This window comes from Paenibacillus sp. 1781tsa1 (genome assembly GCF_024159265.1).
GTDB lineage: Bacteria > Bacillota > Bacilli > Paenibacillales > Paenibacillaceae > Paenibacillus.
In genome coordinates this window covers 463,980-481,138 of the sequence record NZ_JAMYWY010000001.1, presented here as the reverse complement: position 1 = coordinate 481,138, position 17,159 = coordinate 463,980, and the positions used below count along the sequence as shown (strand labels likewise).

Sequence of the window (17,159 nt, the reverse complement as noted above, 5' to 3'; positions counted from 1 at the left end):
AGTGAACATTCCGTGAACAAATCTGGTTTTCAAGTTTAGATGAACTGGAGAAAAATTCAATCTCAAGAGAATGCGATTTTTTCTACAACATAAATTTCCAGAGAAAAGACAGTTTGGATAAAGCTGTGATTGCTATTCGTTTGAAAACAGAGCCTTTCTGATTCGTAGATTCTGCTGGATGCTCACCTTTAACCGCGAGTGTACTATGTGCACGTTTGATATCCATAGCCTCTGTTAGTTGGTTGGCGAATGCAGAACCGGAAATGACCACAGCGGATTCGGTATTTAGAAAGGCAGATCTGGGATCAAGATTATACGAACCAACCATGCTGAGGTAATCATCCATGACAAATGATTTGCCGTGTATGGAATAAGGGCCTTCGTATTCATAAATGGCCAGACTGGTATCAAGCAACCGTTCCTTAGAGCTTAAGTATCCCGCGAAAGCCAAAGGGTTAGGGGTTTGCTGGATTGAATTGGTCAGCATGACCCATTCTGCTTTTGGATTCATCGACAGATGTACTGCTTTCTCCATTTTCTTGGTAGGAATGGCATATGGCGTCTGAAGGTACACTTTCGAGTTTGCTTGATTGGCGAAATGAACAAATGTTCTCCACATGATCGGGTCTTTATACAGCCTTTTGATTGGATTGTGAATGAAAGCAACGTGGTCGGAATGAAGCGCTCCTCGAACCCATTCCTTTGGCAACACTTTAACAAAAGGATCACTCTGAGCTTGTGCTTCTTTATATAACTCTGCCAGCTGAGCCAGCTCTTTTAACCCTTTTGCATGATGCTGACGTTTTGCATGTTTTTCTGGTTTGGTGAATGGATGGTTCCATAACTGATCTATATATTGTTTCATTTCAACAACCGTGCTGTTTGTATTATCGTTTGGATTGTAAACAAGGACATCCCGATCGAAAACATAGTCTTTTGGGGGTTGCAATGCCATGTATTTATCACCAATATTTTGGCCGCCAATGATGCCATATGTGTTGTCGACAAGAAGGATCTTGTCATGCAGACGATTATGCCAGGTCCATGGCATAAATAGGTGGAGTGGTTCATAATATCTCAATTCCACATTGGGGTGAGCTGCAATGGCATCCGGAATATCACGCAATTCTCCACGCATGCTGTGAAAAATCCCGTCTAAAATGATTCGAACTTGAACACCCCGATCAGCCGCATCGAATAAAGCAGCAAAAAAGAGTTGAGATGTTTTTCCTTTTTGGATGGAGTAATACGCCAGGTCGATGCTTGTTTTTGCCTCTCGAATGGTCTGGATTCTCACCTGTCCCGATTGAAAGCCATCCTCCAAAAGCATTACGCGATCTGTTGTACTTCCTTCTGTTAACGATTTTTGCACATCTGTATTTTCAATACTTGATGGAGACGGAACCAAAAATAAAAGATAAGCTGTGAAAAAAACGTAGGCACTATAGCACAGAATCATTGCGATTATGGTTTTAAGGATCATTCAGTACTCCCCCATTTTTATGTAAAAGTATTTATTTGTATAGCAGTACTATCTCCTTTTGTATCTAAATTATGTTGTTTAAATTAATCAAGCTGCTCCGGTGTCTCCCCATCCAGTTCCTGACTGGACACGAATGGGCCTCTGGCCTATAATTACACCTAGTAATGCCCGTAACTTCATAGTTTCCCAGGGGAGTCGGAATTGGCCGGCTGAGAGTGTATCCCACCAAGATACTAACCCTTAGACCTGATCTGGATCATGCCAGCGTAGGAATCGGAGTATATCGAAATGGCACAGCCCTTTGGCTGGACGCCACCTCTCTAACGCCTGCACGCGTCCCGGATTACGGGACGCTTTTTTTTGTTTTATTTATCCAAACAAAAATAAGTCATCCAGATCCAACTGGTATAAATCTGTCGATTTATGCAAGATGATTGGATATGAAGCCAAGGAGTACCCCGTGCCACCCGGCCGGACATACCGAAGGAGAGAATCACAGATGAAATGGCGTAAAACAATGGGACTGTTGCTCTTATGTGTACTACTGGTGACTGTGGCCGCATGTGGCGGCAAAGAAGCTGCCCCAGCAGAACAGAACGGCAACACGAATACGGAAAGCAGCAACGAAGGTGGCACGGCTGCCTTGAAGGATATTAAAGTCGTGCTCGACTGGACACCAAATACGAATCATACCGGCTTGTATGCGGCTGTAGATCAAGGTTTTTATAAGGCCGAAGGCTTGAACGTGGAGATTGTTCAACCAGGTGCCGGTGGCGCAGATACGATGGTTGCATCCAATGAAGTGCCGTTCGGCGTAAGTTATCAGGAAAGTGTAACTCAAGCCCGCACACAAGGTGTTCCACTCGTCTCCATCGCAGCGGTTATTCAGCATAATACATCCGGGTTTGCTGCTCCCGCGGATCGGAATATTAAATCACCAAAAGATTTTGAAGGCAAAACCTATGGCGGCTGGGGTTCCCCTGTAGAAGAAGCGGTGATGCAATCCATTATGGAAGGCGAAGGCGCGGATGTATCCAAAGTAAAAAACATTAACATGGGTGATGCCGACTTTTTCACCGCAGTGAAACGGGATATTGATTTTGCATGGATTTTCTACGCCTGGACGGGGATTGAAGCTGAACTGCGCGGAGAACCGATCGACATGTTATATGTGAAGGATTATTCAGATGCACTGGATTACTACACGCCTGTTCTCGTAACCAACGAGCAGACGATTCAGAACGATCCTGAGCTGGTGAAAGCATTCCTGAAGGCTACTTCGGAAGGATATCAGTATGCGATTGATCATCCCGAAGACGCCGCGAACATTCTAATCAAGGCTGTACCAGATCTGGATAAGGACCTGGTACTGGCAAGCCAGAAATGGCTGAGTCCGAAGTACACAGATGACGCCCCGCGCTGGGGAGAACAAAAACAGGAAGTGTGGCAGAACTACACCGACTGGATGTTTAGCAAAAAACTGCTGGATGAACAGGTCGACGTGAGCAAAGCATATACGAACGCGTTTTTACCCCAATAAAAATTGCTTAAGTTTAACTTTTTTACACAAGAACGAAGAGTGCAGAACCCATCTGAAGAAGCGAAGCGCTCACCTAAAAGCTTTCTGAAAGAAAGCTCCTTCGGAAGCATATGCTATCCCCGGATTTCCTCCATTAGAATTCATTAAAGAAATCCGGGGATAACAGTGATCGGAAGAGGGTACTGCAATCGGAGTGATAAGTGTAAACCTGGTTCAATTCATGCAATTTATCACGAAAGGAGCCGTGATCTCTCATGGCAAGTACACTACTTAGCATTCAGGTTATTCCGAAAACGCCAAATGGCGAGAACTCTTATCCTTATGTAGATCGCGCCATTGAAGTTATTCAGCAATCTGGATTGAAATATCAGGTGAACGCGCTCGACACCACGATGGAGGGGGAACTGGAGGAACTGCTAGAGGTTGTCCGCAAAATGCACGAAGTACTCGTCGAGGCTGGCAGCCCAAGCATCATCTCCCAGATCAAGATCGCCCATAGCCCTGCTGGCTTCAGCATGGATACCCTGACGGAGAAATATCGCTAATGCATGCCTATTGGAAAAATGTATGGCCGCCCATTGTGGCGGTTATTCTCTTTATAGGGATATGGCAGGGAGCCGTCTCCCTGTTCCATATCGAGAAATGGATGCTGCCAGCACCGTCCGATATCGCCCGCGAAGCGGCATCCCAGGCTGATCGGCTTGGCATGCATGCCTCCGCAACCATTCAGTTAACCCTGATCGGATTCGCGGCCGGCACAGCGGTTGGATTACTGATTGCAATGGTGCTGCATTTAGTTCCTTTTCTCAAGTCAGCCCTGTATCCTTTACTTATTCTTAGTCAAAATATCCCGACCATCGCGCTCGCGCCGCTCCTGTTAATCTGGTTCGGGTTCGGCTTGTTGCCCAAGCTGATTACCATCATACTAGTCTGCTTTTTCCCCGTGGCGGTGGCGGCTATGGACGGCTTGACCCGTACTGACGCGGCGATGATGAACTATATGCGCATGGCTGGTGCGAAACGTCACCATATCTTCTGGAAGCTGGAATTACCCCATGCCCTGCCATCAGTGTTCTCTGGTATCAAAATCGCCGCTACCTATAGCGTGATGGGTGCTATCATCGCCGAATGGATTGGTGCAGACAAGGGTATTGGTTATTATATGATGCTGCAAAAGTCAGCTTATCGAACAGATCGCTTATTCGTGGCGATCATGATTATTGTCGCGCTCAGCTTACTGCTCTTCCTTCTCATTGCACTACTGGAGAAGTTTCTCGTGCGCTGGCGGCCACAGAAGCGGTAGCGACAAGGTCGAGCTGTTCATATCAAGAGACGATGGGAAGATAAGAAATATATGATGTAATCTGTATATTAGGAAGTGATGAGCATATGAATCAGCAACAGGACGAACACGTCCAGCCTGAACGGGGAGCACGCGCATTGGAACCAAAGCACGGTGAAAAACTTCACTCGGCTAATCCTGGTCTACCGACAAATACCACTCCTGCTCCGGTTCCGCCGGCACTGAACGTTGTTAATGTTCATGCATCATTCCGTGAACGGCGCAGCAAGCTACCGGTTCTGAACGGCCTATCCCTGACTGTGGAGCAAGGCGAGTTTGTTGCTATCGTTGGACCTTCTGGCTGTGGGAAAAGCACTCTGTTCCATATCATCGGTGGTCTGCTGAAACCTCAGGAAGGGCAAGTACTCATGAACGGTCATGATGTGACGGGCCAACGTGGTAAGATCAGTTATATGCCACAACAGCCTGCTCTTTTCCCGTGGCGCACCATTGAAGACAATGTACTGCTTGCTGGTGAAGTTGCTATAGATGCTCCTCCCCGGGCCGAAGCTCTTGCGGAGGCTCGAAAGTGGTTAAGCAGCGTGGGTCTTGCGGGATTCGAACAGGCATACCCGCATATGTTGTCGGGCGGAATGCAGCAGCGTGCTGCATTCCTGCGCGCCCTGCTCAGTCCGCAGGAGCTGATGCTGCTGGACGAACCCTTCAGCGCGCTGGATGCACTGACACGTAGTGATATGCAGCGCTGGCTGCTCGATATCTGGGAACAGAACCGCCGTTCGGTGCTGTTCATCACCCACAATATTGAAGAAGCATTGCTGCTTGCGGATCGGGTCTATGTATTATCCAACCGGCCTGCAACGGTGCTGCATGAGGTACATGTTCCTTTTGATCGCCCCAGACGGGAAGAAATTACGGAGGAATCGGCATTCCTTGAACGGAAACGGCAGATTGCACAGTGGATGAGAGAAGAACAGCAGAAAGCCCGCCTATCTTGATAGCGCGGGTTTTTAAGTTATTATTTTCCTTTTATGGGTGATCCGTCATAAGAAATCCTGCGTAACATAGTTAGAATATAAATGAACACAAGGAGGAATTCCCTCGTGCATTCTCAAGCTTTTGCACCATTAATTGATGCTCATATTCACTTCGATCAGTATACCCCTGAAGAACAACGCGAGATGCTGCTTTCTTTCCCGTCTCAGCAGGTCGAAGCAGTCATTGCGGTATCCATGAATCTGGCCTCTGCCCAGGCCAATCTGGAGCTTGCAAATCAACATCCACGCACCATATATCCGGCCTTCGGTTTTCATCCGGAACAGGAACTGCCATCCGCTGCAGAGATGGACCTGTTCTTCCAATGGATCGAGAAGCATATGGGACAAGCCACAGCCATAGGAGAAGTTGGTTTGCCCTATTACAACCGTCTGGAAGCGGAGCAAGCAGGACAGCGCTTCGATCAGAGCGGGTATATCAAGCTGCTTGAACGTTTCATCCAACTTGCCAAAAAGCATAACAAACCACTTGTCCTTCATGCGGTATACGATGATGCGGATATCGTCTGTGATCTGCTGGAGCAATATCAGTTCCGACGCGCTCATTTCCACTGGTTCAAAGGTTCTCGCCAAACCGTAAGGCGCATGGCGGACAACGGTTATTTCATCTCTTTCACGCCGGATATTCGGTATGAAGAAGAGATTCGTGAACTCGCCCGGCAATATCCATCAGAACAAGTGATGGCCGAGACCGACGGACCTTGGCCCTTCGAAGGGCCGTTCCAGGGACGAATGACACACCCTGCCATGACCAGACAAGTCATTCAGGCATGGAGTGAGATCACCGGCATGGGAACCGAACGGGCCGCCCGTCTCTTTTATCAGAATACAAAGCGTTTCTACGGCCTAACTTGATTACAGTCTGGTAGCAGCAAGCACACTCACTTGCCCTGCCAGCACAGCACAAAGAAGCCAGTCGGCTTCGCCACCGACTGACTTCTAGTCTACTATATAAATCAGTTGAACTAAATTTTTACCTTCCGTTCAACTTAACGCTTCAAAAATCCCTTGCCTTCCAGGAACGGTCTCACCTGCAAACGTGCCGGCTCAGTCAGACGCTTCGCCATCAGTTCGGACCATGGGGTCGTTCGTTCTCCATTGGTCCGTTCTTTCATGTACGCGGTTGTAGTCTCATCATACTGCTCAACACCTTTGATGCTCTGCTCGGCATTATAACGATTATGATGCAGGACTGCATCCAGCGGCAGACGTGGCCGAATTCCCGTTTCCTGATCTGCAACACCAATACACATGCCGTACACCGGATATACCCCCTCCGGCAATCCCAACAGCTCAGCGACTTCTTCTATCCGGGTACGAAGCCCGCCAATATATACGATTCCGAATCCAAGGGACTCGGCGGCAAGAGCAGCATTCTGGGAAGCCAGTGCAGCATCAATCGTGGCTACCATGAAATTCTCGGTCGAATCGGCATACGATTCCTTCTCAGGAAGATGACGTTTCGCAGCATCACTCAGCCGATAAAGGTCAGCACACCACACGAGAAACACGGGACATTCATTGACGTAGGCCTGATTGCCTGCCAGTTCAGCCAGCTTGGCTTTTTGCTGCGATTCAGTCACAGCAATCACGGTATAAGCTTGTACACTACTTGAAGAGGAAGCCATCTGCCCTGCCGATACAATGGCTGCAAGCTGCTCATCACTTACCGGGTCTGGCTTAAATTTTCGTACAGAACGGTGTTTCATCATCAACTCAATGGTCTCATTCATGGCGGTTCACTCCCAATCCTCGAAGTACGAACTCAATTGTCTGCTCCGCGAGCTCGTCTGTATTCATATGTTGATAATCAAAGCCAAATCGTGAATTCTTGGCCCGTTTGTGCGCCAAAGCCACACCCATAACCTGGAGCATTGCATAAGATACAGACTCGATTTGGAACAATCCCTGGTCTTTTCCTTCTTGCAGCAGTTCCCTCACACGTGTCCAGACGGGGTCCAGAAAACGAAATACGGTAGCTGTGCGATGTGTACGCAGTGTAATTTCAAGCTGCACAATATCGCTCATCTCCCGATCTGTCATCGTGAACTTCACAACTTCACCAATAATTCGTCGGATACCTTCCACAGGCGAGGACATGGACTCTTCAGCCAGCGAGTTCATCATATGATCGGGGAAGAAATGTTCAAATAATGCCTCGAACACCTTTTCTTTGCCGCCAAAATGATAAGACACCAGCGACACATTGGCACCTGCCTCATCACATATTTGACGAACACTCGTCCCGTCATACCCTTGCTGTGCAAAAAGCTTCTTGGCTGCAAGCAATATCCTCGTTTTGATATCCAACTCCGGTTCCGTCATTCCGTCCCGCTCCCTCTTGTCCGTTCATCTCATTCGCTCCAGCTCAAGGGCTGCAGCCAGCGATTCATCTGTCTATTATATTACACCAAGCACCCCGATGAAAATCATCGGGGTGCTTGTCCTATCCTATGATGCAATGGTATGCATCTGCTGCATTAGTTGTTTGCTTGAGCAGGGCTTGGAGCCATAGCTGGCATACGTTGTTTTTTCAACAACGTCACGACCAATGACAACGCAACGGCAACCAACAGTACAATCACGATAGAGCCCGCAGCAGACTGAACTCCTGGGCCTCCCAACTGCACGCTCAGAATACCCTGAACGGCGTATGTTGCAGGCAGATACTGCCCAATGCCGCTATAGAAGCTGTTCAGCAATTCACGCGGTACCATTGCACCGGAGGATACCAGCTGCAAGGACAGTGAGATGATGTTGAACAGACTTCCTGCCGGTCCAAAGCAGATCAGGAAGAACTGGGAGAAGAACATGAACGTACATAGGAAGAGTGCCTGGAACAACCAGAATGCAACGAATCCTTGTGCAATCTGTCCTCCCAGTGCCACGATCAGCGATGATCCCAGCAAGGAAACGACCAATGCAGAACCCACGTTAATGACGACTCTCGCGCCAAACAAAGTCAAGCGGGAATAGGTAGATGACAGCATACCCATGGCTGTCTGAAGGTTCATCCCCATGATCATGGCACCTACATAGGAAGCCAGTACCATCATCATCGGCACCATCTGATTATTCATCCCGTTAACCGGGTTGATAGACGTTGTTGTTCCTTCCACTCGGGTAGCCAGGTTCGTAGCAGCTTCAGCAGCCTGATCAGCAGGTGCACCCGAAGCGGTGAGTACCGTTTGTACCCCTTGTGCTGTAGCTTGTTTGTTAATCGTGTTTGTCACACTTTGTGATACACCTTGCATCATGCTTTTGATCGTAACCGGGTTCGCTTCATTAATGGTGTATTTAATCTCGGCAGTTGAGCCAGCCGTTTGAAGCAATTCGTTAAATCCAGCCGGGATATCCAGCACCATGTGTACTTTGTGATGATTCAGCTGATCCAACGCTTCAGCTGCACTCAGATTGGATACGGTATGGAAAGGCAGTGTTCCTGCGAGCGAATCCGCGATTCCTTTGGACATTTCGCCATCCTCGTTCACAATCGCAACCGTCAATTCTTTGGCACGGTCATTTACTCCAGAATATGCGGTCATCCAGATCACGCTAAAGATCACTTGGAACATAAGTGCTGTTACGATCCCTACAATCACTGGCGGTTTTTTAAACAATGTACGTAAAGCCTGCAACATAAAAGGTGTCCTCCATTACTCAAAATAGTTCTAATTTGATTTAAACAGTTGTTTGAATCAAACGATCGTTTAAATTTTATGTGAATATGACCATATTGTCAACTCATTTTTGAAATATTCAGAAAATATAAGCTTTATTCATGAATGCATTTAATCCATTTTCATAAAAGAGCATCATGCTAACTTTTCTCCATAGAAAAGAACATCCATATCAACGATTCAGGTCGCATCTCTCTGACAATTCAAACTGTTTTTCTCAACAAAAAACACGGCCCGCCTTTAGCGAACCGCGCATGTATTATCCTCACTTTAATACAATGAGGCTTTGAATATATCTGTAAACAAAGATCAATCAATCATTCCTCTTCAGCTTCATGCGTTGCAAACGCAGGGAATTCAGTACAACCGACACGGAGCTGAACGCCATCGCCGCCCCTGCCAGCCATGGGGCCAGGAAGCCAACTGCCGCAATGGGAATACCAATAACGTTGTATCCGAGTGCCCAGAATAAGTTTTGTTTGATGTTACCCATCGTGCGCCGGCTCATCTCAATCGCATCTGCAATGCTGTTCAGATCACCACGCATCAAGGTAATATCCGCCGCTTCCATCGCTACATCCGTTCCTGTTCCGATGGCCATCCCAATATCAGCAGTAGCAAGTGCCGGAGCATCATTAATGCCGTCACCTACCATCGCAACTTTCAGGCCACTCTCCTGAAGTTTCTTCACTTCCGTTGCTTTGCCTTCCGGCAGAACCTCAGCCAAAACTTTACCGATCCCTGCCTGTTCTGCTACAGCGCGAGCAGTCCGCTCATTGTCTCCCGTGATCATAATGACATCGATCCCCATCGCTTGAAGACGACCGATGGCTTCACGAGAAGTATCCTTGATGGTATCAGCCACAGCCACGATCCCTGCCCACTGACCATCCACCGCTACCAGCATCGCTGTACGTCCCTGCTCTTCCAGACGGTTCATCTGCTGAACGGTTTCCTCAGAGACATTCACCTGTTCATCCGCAAGCAACCGCCGTGTGCCGACCAGAATTTCCTGCCCTTTTAATGATGCTCGCACGCCGTATCCCGGTATGTTCTCGAACTTCTCTGTTGGGGTCAGCTCCAGGCCTTTGGCACGGATACCCGCAACAATCGCCTCTGCCAGCGGATGCTCGGAACTCTGTTCAGCCGCTCCCACACGCTCAAGCAGATCGGATTCCGTCCAATTCGGAGCCGTGATAACATCGGTAAGCACGGGTTTACCTTGAGTCACTGTACCTGTTTTGTCGAGCACCACGTTCTGAATCTGTTGTGCGGACTCCAGATGTTCGCCGCCTTTGAACAGAATGCCGTACTCAGCAGCACGGCCTGATCCAGCCATGATTGAGGTCGGCGTGGCCAGCCCCAGTGCACATGGACAGGCAATGACGAGCACGGCAATCGCTTTTTCAAGGGAACCAGCGAAGTCACCCGGACTTGCAAACAGATACCAAATCAAGAATGTCAATGCAGCTATGCCGACGACAATCGGAACAAATATGCCTGATATAACATCTGCAATCCGCTGAATCGGCGCTTTGGAGCCCTGTGCTTGCTCAACTACTTTGATAATCTGGGACAAAGCCGTGTCCGAGCCTACTCGTGTCGCACGAAGTCGTAATACCCCGTTTTTGTTCAACGTAGCACCTGTAACGGGATCTCCTGGTTTTTTATCCACGGGAAGGCTCTCTCCACTTAGCATGGATTCATCTACTGAGGATTGCCCTTCTTCAACGATGCCATCCACCGGAATGCTATCCCCCGGCTTCACCAGGATCAGTTCGCCCACCGCAACATATGCAGCAGGAACCAACACTTCCTGTCCGTCCCGAATGACACGAGCTTCACGTGGAGCCAGTTCAATCAGGCTTTTGATCGCCTGTGAAGAGCGACCTTTCGCCACAGCTTCCAACCATTTTCCCAGTAGAATTAACGTAATCAGAATTGCACTTGTCTCATAATAGAGTTCTACCGAAGGCATGGCGGCTGTGCCCGTTCCCATTGCACCATGATCCACCGACGCAAAAGGCAAGTACCCACTGGATAACGTCAGATACAGACTATAGAAAAACGCTGCGCTGGTACCCAGTGCGACAAGAACATCCATATTCGCGCTGCGGTTGCGAAGTGCTTTGTACGCTCCTATATAGAACTGCCACCCAATCACGAACTGTACCGGTGTTGCCAGCAGCAGTTGGAACCAAGGGTTCATGAACAGCTCGGGTACATAGATTCCGGATGTGAACGAGAAATGCCCAACCATTGCCCACAGCAAAGGAATCGATAACAATGCCGATATCATCCATTTCCACTTTTTGCGTTGCAGCTCACGTTCACGAACAGATGTGGTCTCTTCTTGGGTCAATTGGAGTTCAGCACCATAGCCCATCTGCTTGATCTTGGCAGTAATATCCGAAGGTTTCAATGAGCCCGCGGCATATTCGATATGCCCTGTCTCCAGCGCCAGATTCACATTCGCCTGAGATACCCCGGGTAGTCGGGAAAGACCTTTTTCAATCCGTGCGGAACAGGCAGCACACGTCATACCGGTGATGTTCAGATCAACTGATTCGGACACCGTACCGTAGCCAAGTGCCTCTACTTTATCCCGCAATGCATTCACGTTGGTTGTCTTCGGATCATAAGAGACGGTTGCCTGTTCAATCGCAAGGTTCACATTAGCCTGATGCACACCTTCCATGCGGGACAAGCCCTTCTCCACTCGTGTCGAACATGCGGCACACGTCATGCCCGTGATATGCAGTGTTGTCTTCAGTCCTGGTACTTCTGCCATAGGTGGCATTGGTGTGGGTTCGGATGATCTATCCATTGGTTTATTCGTTGAGTTATCCATCATGTCAGCTCCTTTCATGTCGATTCAAATTATTGTATTGTTTCAATTAATTATACCCCCAAGGGGTATGTATCAGACAGAAAATTAGGCTTAAACCTGACTCGTAGGAAAAAAAGCCACTGACCTCTTTTTACCCATGAGCATGTTCGGTTTAAGCCTGTAATACCGTTAGACTACATCGTATCCCTGATCTTCAATCGCAGCTTTGATCTGATCCACGTTCACTGTCTGCTCATCATATTCCACAGCTACCGTTCCCGCTGCCAGATCCACGTGACCACTCGCCCCAGCATTCTTCACAGCCTCTTCAACCGACTTCACACAGTGATTGCAAGACATTCCCGTAACGTTCAACGTAACATTAGACATTCAAAATTCCTCCTTGGGGTATATTAAAATGATAACTTAATTAGGTAAATACATTTGCTTACTTCATTAACTTCCGCATCGTAACCAGCAGTTCATCGACAACCTCATGTTCACCAGCCTGAATACGCTCAACGATACAGCTCTTCATATGGCCTTCAAGCAAAAGTTTGCCTACTGAATTAAGAGCAGACTGAGCCGCCGCGATCTGAGTCAGCACATCATCACAGTACGTATCCTTCTCGATCAATCCCTTGATCCCGCGAATCTGACCTTCCACACGGTTCAAACGAGAAACCAGGTTACTCTTCATCTCCTGCGAATGGTGACTCTTGCGCACATGCTTCCCATCACTGCCTTCGGCATGACAGGATACTGCTTCTTGAACTGTAGCCGAAGCATCCGTTGAATCGGACATGGAGGATTGCAAAGGTTCCTCGGGATGGCTCTGATGATCCATCATGAACACCCCTTTTCTTTCGTTCTTTTCTAAGAGTAACATACCCCATGGGGGTATTCAAGTTCATTTTGATATTTTGTTAAAAATAGATGATTGCTTGTTCGAATTATAAAGAGCAGTGCATCTTACAAGGTATATTCCATCCTGCTGCTGCGAACGACCAGACCCATCTGTTCATAGAAAGCCTGTGCACCCGAGTTAAAAGTCGACACGGATAATTCCACGCTGTCTGCCTGAAGCTCTCTTCCTAGCTCGATGAATGCCTGTATTAACTGTTTGCCCGTTCCTTGGCCCCGATGCTTGGTATCCACCACAAGTTCATGGATGTACAGCATCTTGCGATCTACCATCAATGGGTTATCCTGAATGACACTTAACTGCGCACTCCCGTAACCCAGAATCAAGCCCGGTTCTAAAGACTCGGCAACATACAGGTAACGCTTGTCCGTTTCCAGTAGTTCGGTGAACTCCTTCTCCTCCATTCTGGTCTCTAACACTCTGTATAGATCCGGCCGCGCCTCAACATGCATCTGGTGCAGCTCATCCATCAATAATGACACACCAGAGTAGTCCCTCATTTCTGCCTTTCTGATGTTAATCGTACCCGCACTCATCCCCATCACTCTTTCATCCGCTGAATTTTACATTATTATACAACCAAAAAGCAGATACCATAAGGGTACCTGCTTCGCTAAATTTATCTTCATTCCATCAAGCCCATAGAATGCTCATGTTGTTTATTTTTTCGTAGAAGCATTTCCTTCATTAAAAGCAACAGGTGATGGCTTCGCCGCCCATTCGTCCGCCTGCGGCTCAATGTCTACTCCGCTTAGAATCTTCTTTTTCTCCATCAAGGAATCCCCATCTTCATCCAACTTGTTGCGAATTTCCGCCTCGTCCTGAGGTTGATTGTTCTGTGTCATCGTAGAGTCCTCCCTTTTTCGTATTCATGGTTGATGTTCCTTTATATAACGTGCCCACTTTCTGCATTATCATTCTCTTTGAGGATCAGGCCGTCCCCCAAGTTATGTGTTATTTGAATTAAACATTAACTTTATTAGGCTAAATCCATCTCTAAACCCTTGCTCGTACATTACTGACTCTGCTGTACCCTGAAGAAGGGTTATTACATTACAATAGTCCAAAAATAAAGCCATCCCCTCTGGCTTAACATATTCACATAGCTCCATAAACAAACGATCACTTTCTTGACTCAATCTTTTATATTCTTTTGAATTATAAATCACAAGATTTCCGATACTCTCCATACGAAGAGCTTTGAACTGGTTAAATATTTCTTCGAAGTCCTCCATGTTCCCCTCCAAAAAAGTGACGTCACTATGAATATAAATATTAGAGTGACATCACTTAGATGTCAATATGATTGTATATTGAAGTATTTTGTAATGATACAATATGAACATTACTTTTTGAGGAGATTTTATTTCATGGCTACAGATAAAAGAGTCTTTACACTTAGGCTGCGAGAAAAGAATTTTGAGAAAATTAAAGTGATTGCGGACAAAAACAAACGATCTATTGCAATGCAGATTGAGTATCTTATCGAACAACATATTGAAGAATTCGAGAAAGAACAAGGTGTTATTTCTCCAGATACACATAATGACGTATAGATTTTTGCGCCCTTAGTACATGCGCATCATCCATACGTCATTTTTCATGATATATCCTGTTCTCTGTTAATCGAAATCAACCTGTTTATCCAAAATGATTTCCTCTACTTTGTATTCCAACTCTGGTATGGAGGGATTCAAGGAAAATCGAACGTTTTCCAGAGAAGTTAAAAGTGATTCGACAAAAAACTCCATTATTTGTCGATACTATATGACTTTTGCATCATATGAATTCCTTGTTTTTCAATGTTATCCTTATTAAGGAAATTAATAATAGGGAGATGTAAAAGTGAAGAATCTCAAGAAATTATTTTTAGTTGTTATGACCATGGTAGTGTTGTTAGTTGGTCCATCAAGTATTTATGCCTCTGAATTGGTAAATAATACTGCAGATCAGTCAGAGTCTAATATTGTCTCAATTAGAATCCCATTGACATTTATACCTAGTGAACAAGCCCAGGCTAATGATGGATCTATAACGACTATGGCTGTGAAGCCACTTGATGGTTACGCTGATGTAGTAGCTGAAGTAGAGAACGGTAATCATGTGTTTGTGGACTGGAGCGTATATATAACAACTCCACAGGCTAAAATTACTAGAGTAGATTTAGAGTTAGCGTATTCTGATTTAGTGAGAACACCATTTAAGTATTCAACTTTCCAAACTAAGAATTTTGAACAAAATCAAGATGATCGCATTTTTACTAAACCAGGTCAACATGCAGTAACTTTAACTGGTTCTGTCACTACTACCAAGGGAGTTTTAAAAGTTATTACTACAGGAAACGCATATTTTACAACAAAATAAGTTTCTGAGTGTAACAAAATGTCGAGAATACCTTCCGGTGTCTCGACATTTTGTTTTCCGAATAGTAATGATATAAAATGCATAAATAAAGATCTGGGAGGAAACACCTTGAATTTATTTGAAAAACTTGAGATTAAAGATGATGATGTCGCGAACTATCCTGACACCCTAGCTAGGAAAAGGAATAGGTATATCAAAGTAGATACGTCTTCTGATGGATCTGATATTCAAGATTTACATTTCAATTTATTTGAACAATTATTTATTTCCCCATTTGTATTTGTAGATCCACAAGGACTCTTAAATATTCCTACAGATAAAAGTTCAGAAGGAAATCAAATAATGCAACTGGTTCAATATTTTGAAAATGTAAAAAAATTGGAGAATAGTTCCCAGGTATCATATTATTTTCAAAATATAAAAAAAGTTTATTTGGATCGTTTTTTAGAACTTTATAAAGCAAAAAAGTGTAGTGAAATAATATATGATTTATTTCCTAATGGCAATGTAGGAGATGATTTTCATAATGTAGAGGTTGAAGAATATCTAATCAATTTAGATTTGATTGATAAATTACAAGCCAAGGAACTGAATGAATTTTGGAACAATATTAAAGAAACTTTCATTCTAGCAGGACAGGAATTCGTATTATGGGTCGATAATTGGGAATTCAACGATTTCATAAAAGATAAAGTTAGTATCCGATTGTTTGCTAATGTGTGCAATCAAATTAAGCTCTCAGTTGATAAGAATACAAATGTAATTCGATACATTTCTTTTTCTTAATGTAACGATGGTAACTGTAATTAACATGGCTACGATCAAGAATTCATATATTAAATGTTGAAGTGTTCAATCATTCCTGCTAATGACACTAGGGAGTGTCTTTAAGCTCAAAAAAGATCTCATTTTTCACATTCAGCTGGAAAATGAGGTCCTTTTTTTGTTGCAAATTCTGGCACAATTGGACATCAGGTAGTTAATTTTTAACAATACAAAATTTACTGCGGCTGTGTAATATCGCATTTTATTTAAGCTCAACTAAACAATCTTACTGAGAGCTTACATCATAGATCAGTCACCTTACATTATTCATGCTTCGATTGCTAGCGAAAAAATCCAGAATCCTTTTGAAGGAAATCTGGATTTTTTGTTAATCCATTCGTCTTACAAATTCCATATCTCTTTGAATCCACAAATACACCAAAGTCGAGGTTTAACCTTACTGCATATCCTGGCGCGCAAGCGTGACTAGCGCACGTAGCGCTGCATTAATCTCACGCTCTACCGCTTGTCCAACCGCGTCCGTATGCGGATCATACTCGGCTGCCAGATCACTGTCCGCGAATCCATCGATCGCGACAATGGCTCCGGCGCGAGCCCCACGCAAGGTGCTGACGATGTAGAGTGCCGCAATTTCCATCTCAGCCGCAAGTGCTCCAGCCTGCTTATACTTGCGGTGTGGAATCTCTTCCACGCCTGCAAAGAACGCATCCAGCGTTACGGTGATACCAACGCCCACTTTGCCTGCAAATGTTGCAGCATCCGCGCTTTCTTGCTCACGAGCAGCTTCGATCAACGCTTGTGTCACCCCAAGGTCCGCTACCGCAGGGAAACCATCCGGCACCAGTTGGCGAGTTAACCCATCCGTACGAACAGCGGCTGTACTCACAATCACGCTGCCTGCTGGATAATCGGCTGTATACGATCCCGCTGTACCTACACGAATCAGAGTTGTTACACCCGCGCGAATCAATTCCTCGAAGCAGACAGCTGCTCCAGGTGAACCCACACCATGGCTGACCACAGCGATCTGTACCCCTTCGTACAAACCAACAAACGTGCGATACTCCCGACTGAACGCCAGTTCTCTCGCCTGCTCCAGCTTCCGGGAAATCTTCTCCGCACGTGCCGGATCACCACAGACGATGGCGTATGCCGGCATGTCTTCCGAATGAATCTGCAAAATAGGCATCAACATA

General features: G+C 45.9%; 19 protein-coding genes and 1 riboswitch. Of the genes, 8 read left to right on the top strand and 11 right to left on the bottom strand.

Annotated elements, in window-relative coordinates; all coding sequences use genetic code 11:
- Positions 1–82: 82 nt before the first annotated feature.
- Positions 83–1,483, bottom strand: a complete 1,401-nt coding sequence (locus NKT06_RS02305) for a phospholipase D-like domain-containing protein (protein ID WP_253429427.1) — start codon at positions 1,481–1,483, stop codon at positions 83–85.
- Positions 1,484–1,661: 178 nt separating this feature from the next.
- Positions 1,662–1,774, top strand: a riboswitch (TPP riboswitch).
- A gap of 208 nt (positions 1,775–1,982) precedes the next feature.
- On the opposite strand from NKT06_RS02305, the gene NKT06_RS02300 reads away from it, so the two are divergent.
- The 5 genes from NKT06_RS02300 to NKT06_RS02280 all read left to right on the top strand — a co-directional run bounded on the left by NKT06_RS02300 (position 1,983) and on the right by NKT06_RS02280 (position 6,233).
- On the top strand, positions 1,983–3,023 hold the full coding sequence (locus NKT06_RS02300) for an ABC transporter substrate-binding protein (RefSeq protein WP_253429425.1): 1,041 nt from the start codon (positions 1,983–1,985) through the stop codon (positions 3,021–3,023).
- A gap of 254 nt (positions 3,024–3,277) precedes the next feature.
- Positions 3,278–3,568 carry a thiamine-binding protein gene (locus NKT06_RS02295; RefSeq protein ID WP_127551654.1) on the top strand — a complete coding sequence of 97 codons (291 nt, stop codon included), beginning with the start codon at positions 3,278–3,280 and terminating at the stop codon, positions 3,566–3,568.
- Positions 3,568–4,326 (top strand): ABC transporter permease, encoded by a 759-nt coding sequence (locus NKT06_RS02290; protein ID WP_253429423.1) that lies wholly within the window; start codon positions 3,568–3,570, stop codon positions 4,324–4,326. Before NKT06_RS02295 ends, NKT06_RS02290 begins: the two co-directional genes overlap by 1 nt.
- An 86-nt stretch (positions 4,327–4,412) precedes the next feature.
- Positions 4,413–5,321, top strand: coding sequence for an ABC transporter ATP-binding protein (locus NKT06_RS02285; RefSeq protein ID WP_253429420.1), 909 nt, complete (start codon positions 4,413–4,415; stop codon positions 5,319–5,321).
- 81 nt (positions 5,322–5,402) lie between these two features.
- Positions 5,403–6,233 carry a TatD family hydrolase gene (locus tag NKT06_RS02280; protein ID WP_253429418.1) on the top strand — a complete coding sequence of 277 codons (831 nt, stop codon included), beginning with the start codon at positions 5,403–5,405 and terminating at the stop codon, positions 6,231–6,233.
- Between the two features lie 134 nt (positions 6,234–6,367).
- Here NKT06_RS02280 and nfsA read toward each other — a convergent pair whose 3' ends face one another.
- From nfsA to NKT06_RS02235, 9 genes are all read right to left on the bottom strand, one after another.
- Positions 6,368–7,111, bottom strand: coding sequence for an oxygen-insensitive NADPH nitroreductase (gene nfsA / locus NKT06_RS02275; RefSeq protein ID WP_253429416.1), 744 nt, complete (start codon positions 7,109–7,111; stop codon positions 6,368–6,370).
- Positions 7,104–7,703, bottom strand: a complete 600-nt coding sequence (locus NKT06_RS02270) for a TetR family transcriptional regulator (protein WP_091018425.1) — start codon at positions 7,701–7,703, stop codon at positions 7,104–7,106. Before NKT06_RS02270 ends, nfsA begins: the two co-directional genes overlap by 8 nt.
- Positions 7,704–7,858: 155 nt before the next feature.
- Positions 7,859–9,019, bottom strand: coding sequence for a YhgE/Pip domain-containing protein (locus NKT06_RS02265; protein ID WP_253429414.1), 1,161 nt, complete (start codon positions 9,017–9,019; stop codon positions 7,859–7,861).
- A gap of 352 nt (positions 9,020–9,371) precedes the next feature.
- Positions 9,372–11,858 carry a heavy metal translocating P-type ATPase gene (locus NKT06_RS02260; RefSeq protein ID WP_301290256.1) on the bottom strand — a complete coding sequence of 829 codons (2,487 nt, stop codon included), beginning with the start codon at positions 11,856–11,858 and terminating at the stop codon, positions 9,372–9,374.
- A gap of 219 nt (positions 11,859–12,077) precedes the next feature.
- The gene (locus tag NKT06_RS02255; protein ID WP_253429412.1) at positions 12,078–12,278 is read right to left on the bottom strand and encodes a copper ion binding protein; all 201 of its coding nucleotides are present in this window, start codon (positions 12,276–12,278) and stop codon (positions 12,078–12,080) included.
- A gap of 58 nt (positions 12,279–12,336) precedes the next feature.
- A complete protein-coding gene (locus NKT06_RS02250; protein WP_253442342.1) occupies positions 12,337–12,693 on the bottom strand; it encodes a metal-sensitive transcriptional regulator in 357 nt (118 codons plus the stop codon).
- A gap of 167 nt (positions 12,694–12,860) precedes the next feature.
- Positions 12,861–13,349, bottom strand: a complete 489-nt coding sequence (locus NKT06_RS02245) for a GNAT family N-acetyltransferase (protein ID WP_253429410.1) — start codon at positions 13,347–13,349, stop codon at positions 12,861–12,863.
- A gap of 123 nt (positions 13,350–13,472) precedes the next feature.
- Entirely contained in the window at positions 13,473–13,658 is a 186-nt protein-coding gene (locus NKT06_RS02240) for a hypothetical protein (RefSeq protein ID WP_253429408.1), read from the bottom strand.
- Between the two features lie 102 nt (positions 13,659–13,760).
- A complete protein-coding gene (locus NKT06_RS02235; protein ID WP_101314873.1) occupies positions 13,761–14,048 on the bottom strand; it encodes a hypothetical protein in 288 nt (95 codons plus the stop codon).
- A gap of 135 nt (positions 14,049–14,183) precedes the next feature.
- Here NKT06_RS02235 and NKT06_RS02230 point away from each other — a divergent pair, with 135 nt between their 5' ends.
- The 3 genes from NKT06_RS02230 (at position 14,184) to NKT06_RS02220 (ending at position 15,963) form a co-directional block, all read left to right on the top strand.
- A complete protein-coding gene (locus NKT06_RS02230; protein ID WP_076329734.1) occupies positions 14,184–14,369 on the top strand; it encodes a hypothetical protein in 186 nt (61 codons plus the stop codon).
- Between the two features lie 289 nt (positions 14,370–14,658).
- Positions 14,659–15,177 carry a hypothetical protein gene (locus NKT06_RS02225; protein ID WP_105601542.1) on the top strand — a complete coding sequence of 173 codons (519 nt, stop codon included), beginning with the start codon at positions 14,659–14,661 and terminating at the stop codon, positions 15,175–15,177.
- 108 nt (positions 15,178–15,285) lie between these two features.
- Entirely contained in the window at positions 15,286–15,963 is a 678-nt protein-coding gene (locus tag NKT06_RS02220) for a hypothetical protein (protein ID WP_133386949.1), read from the top strand.
- Between the two features lie 436 nt (positions 15,964–16,399).
- Here the strand turns inward: NKT06_RS02220 and NKT06_RS02215 are convergent, their stop codons facing one another.
- Complete coding sequence (locus NKT06_RS02215; protein ID WP_253429406.1) at positions 16,400–17,158, bottom strand: nucleoside phosphorylase; 759 nt, start codon at positions 17,156–17,158, stop codon at positions 16,400–16,402.
- Position 17,159 lies beyond the last annotated feature (1 nt).

Bases quoted from the DNA above. Each gene is read 5' to 3' on its own strand.
- NKT06_RS02305 (WP_253429427.1), bottom strand. From the start codon at position 1,483: ATGATCCTTAAAACCATAATCGCAATGATTCTGTGCTATAGTGCCTAC.
- NKT06_RS02300 (WP_253429425.1), top strand. From the start codon at position 1,983: ATGAAATGGCGTAAAACAATGGGACTGTTGCTCTTATGTGTACTACTG.
- NKT06_RS02295 (WP_127551654.1), top strand. From the start codon at position 3,278: ATGGCAAGTACACTACTTAGCATTCAGGTTATTCCGAAAACGCCAAAT.
- NKT06_RS02290 (WP_253429423.1), top strand. From the start codon at position 3,568: ATGCATGCCTATTGGAAAAATGTATGGCCGCCCATTGTGGCGGTTATT.
- NKT06_RS02285 (WP_253429420.1), top strand. From the start codon at position 4,413: ATGAATCAGCAACAGGACGAACACGTCCAGCCTGAACGGGGAGCACGC.
- NKT06_RS02280 (WP_253429418.1), top strand. From the start codon at position 5,403: ATGAACACAAGGAGGAATTCCCTCGTGCATTCTCAAGCTTTTGCACCA.
- nfsA (WP_253429416.1), bottom strand. From the start codon at position 7,111: ATGAATGAGACCATTGAGTTGATGATGAAACACCGTTCTGTACGAAAA.
- NKT06_RS02270 (WP_091018425.1), bottom strand. From the start codon at position 7,703: ATGACGGAACCGGAGTTGGATATCAAAACGAGGATATTGCTTGCAGCC.
- NKT06_RS02265 (WP_253429414.1), bottom strand. From the start codon at position 9,019: ATGTTGCAGGCTTTACGTACATTGTTTAAAAAACCGCCAGTGATTGTA.
- NKT06_RS02260 (WP_301290256.1), bottom strand. From the start codon at position 11,858: ATGCCACCTATGGCAGAAGTACCAGGACTGAAGACAACACTGCATATC.
- NKT06_RS02255 (WP_253429412.1), bottom strand. From the start codon at position 12,278: ATGTCTAATGTTACGTTGAACGTTACGGGAATGTCTTGCAATCACTGT.
- NKT06_RS02250 (WP_253442342.1), bottom strand. From the start codon at position 12,693: ATGTCCGATTCAACGGATGCTTCGGCTACAGTTCAAGAAGCAGTATCC.
- NKT06_RS02245 (WP_253429410.1), bottom strand. From the start codon at position 13,349: ATGAGTGCGGGTACGATTAACATCAGAAAGGCAGAAATGAGGGACTAC.
- NKT06_RS02240 (WP_253429408.1), bottom strand. From the start codon at position 13,658: ATGACACAGAACAATCAACCTCAGGACGAGGCGGAAATTCGCAACAAG.
- NKT06_RS02235 (WP_101314873.1), bottom strand. From the start codon at position 14,048: ATGGAGGACTTCGAAGAAATATTTAACCAGTTCAAAGCTCTTCGTATG.
- NKT06_RS02230 (WP_076329734.1), top strand. From the start codon at position 14,184: ATGGCTACAGATAAAAGAGTCTTTACACTTAGGCTGCGAGAAAAGAAT.
- NKT06_RS02215 (WP_253429406.1), bottom strand. From the start codon at position 17,158: ATGTTGATGCCTATTTTGCAGATTCATTCGGAAGACATGCCGGCATAC.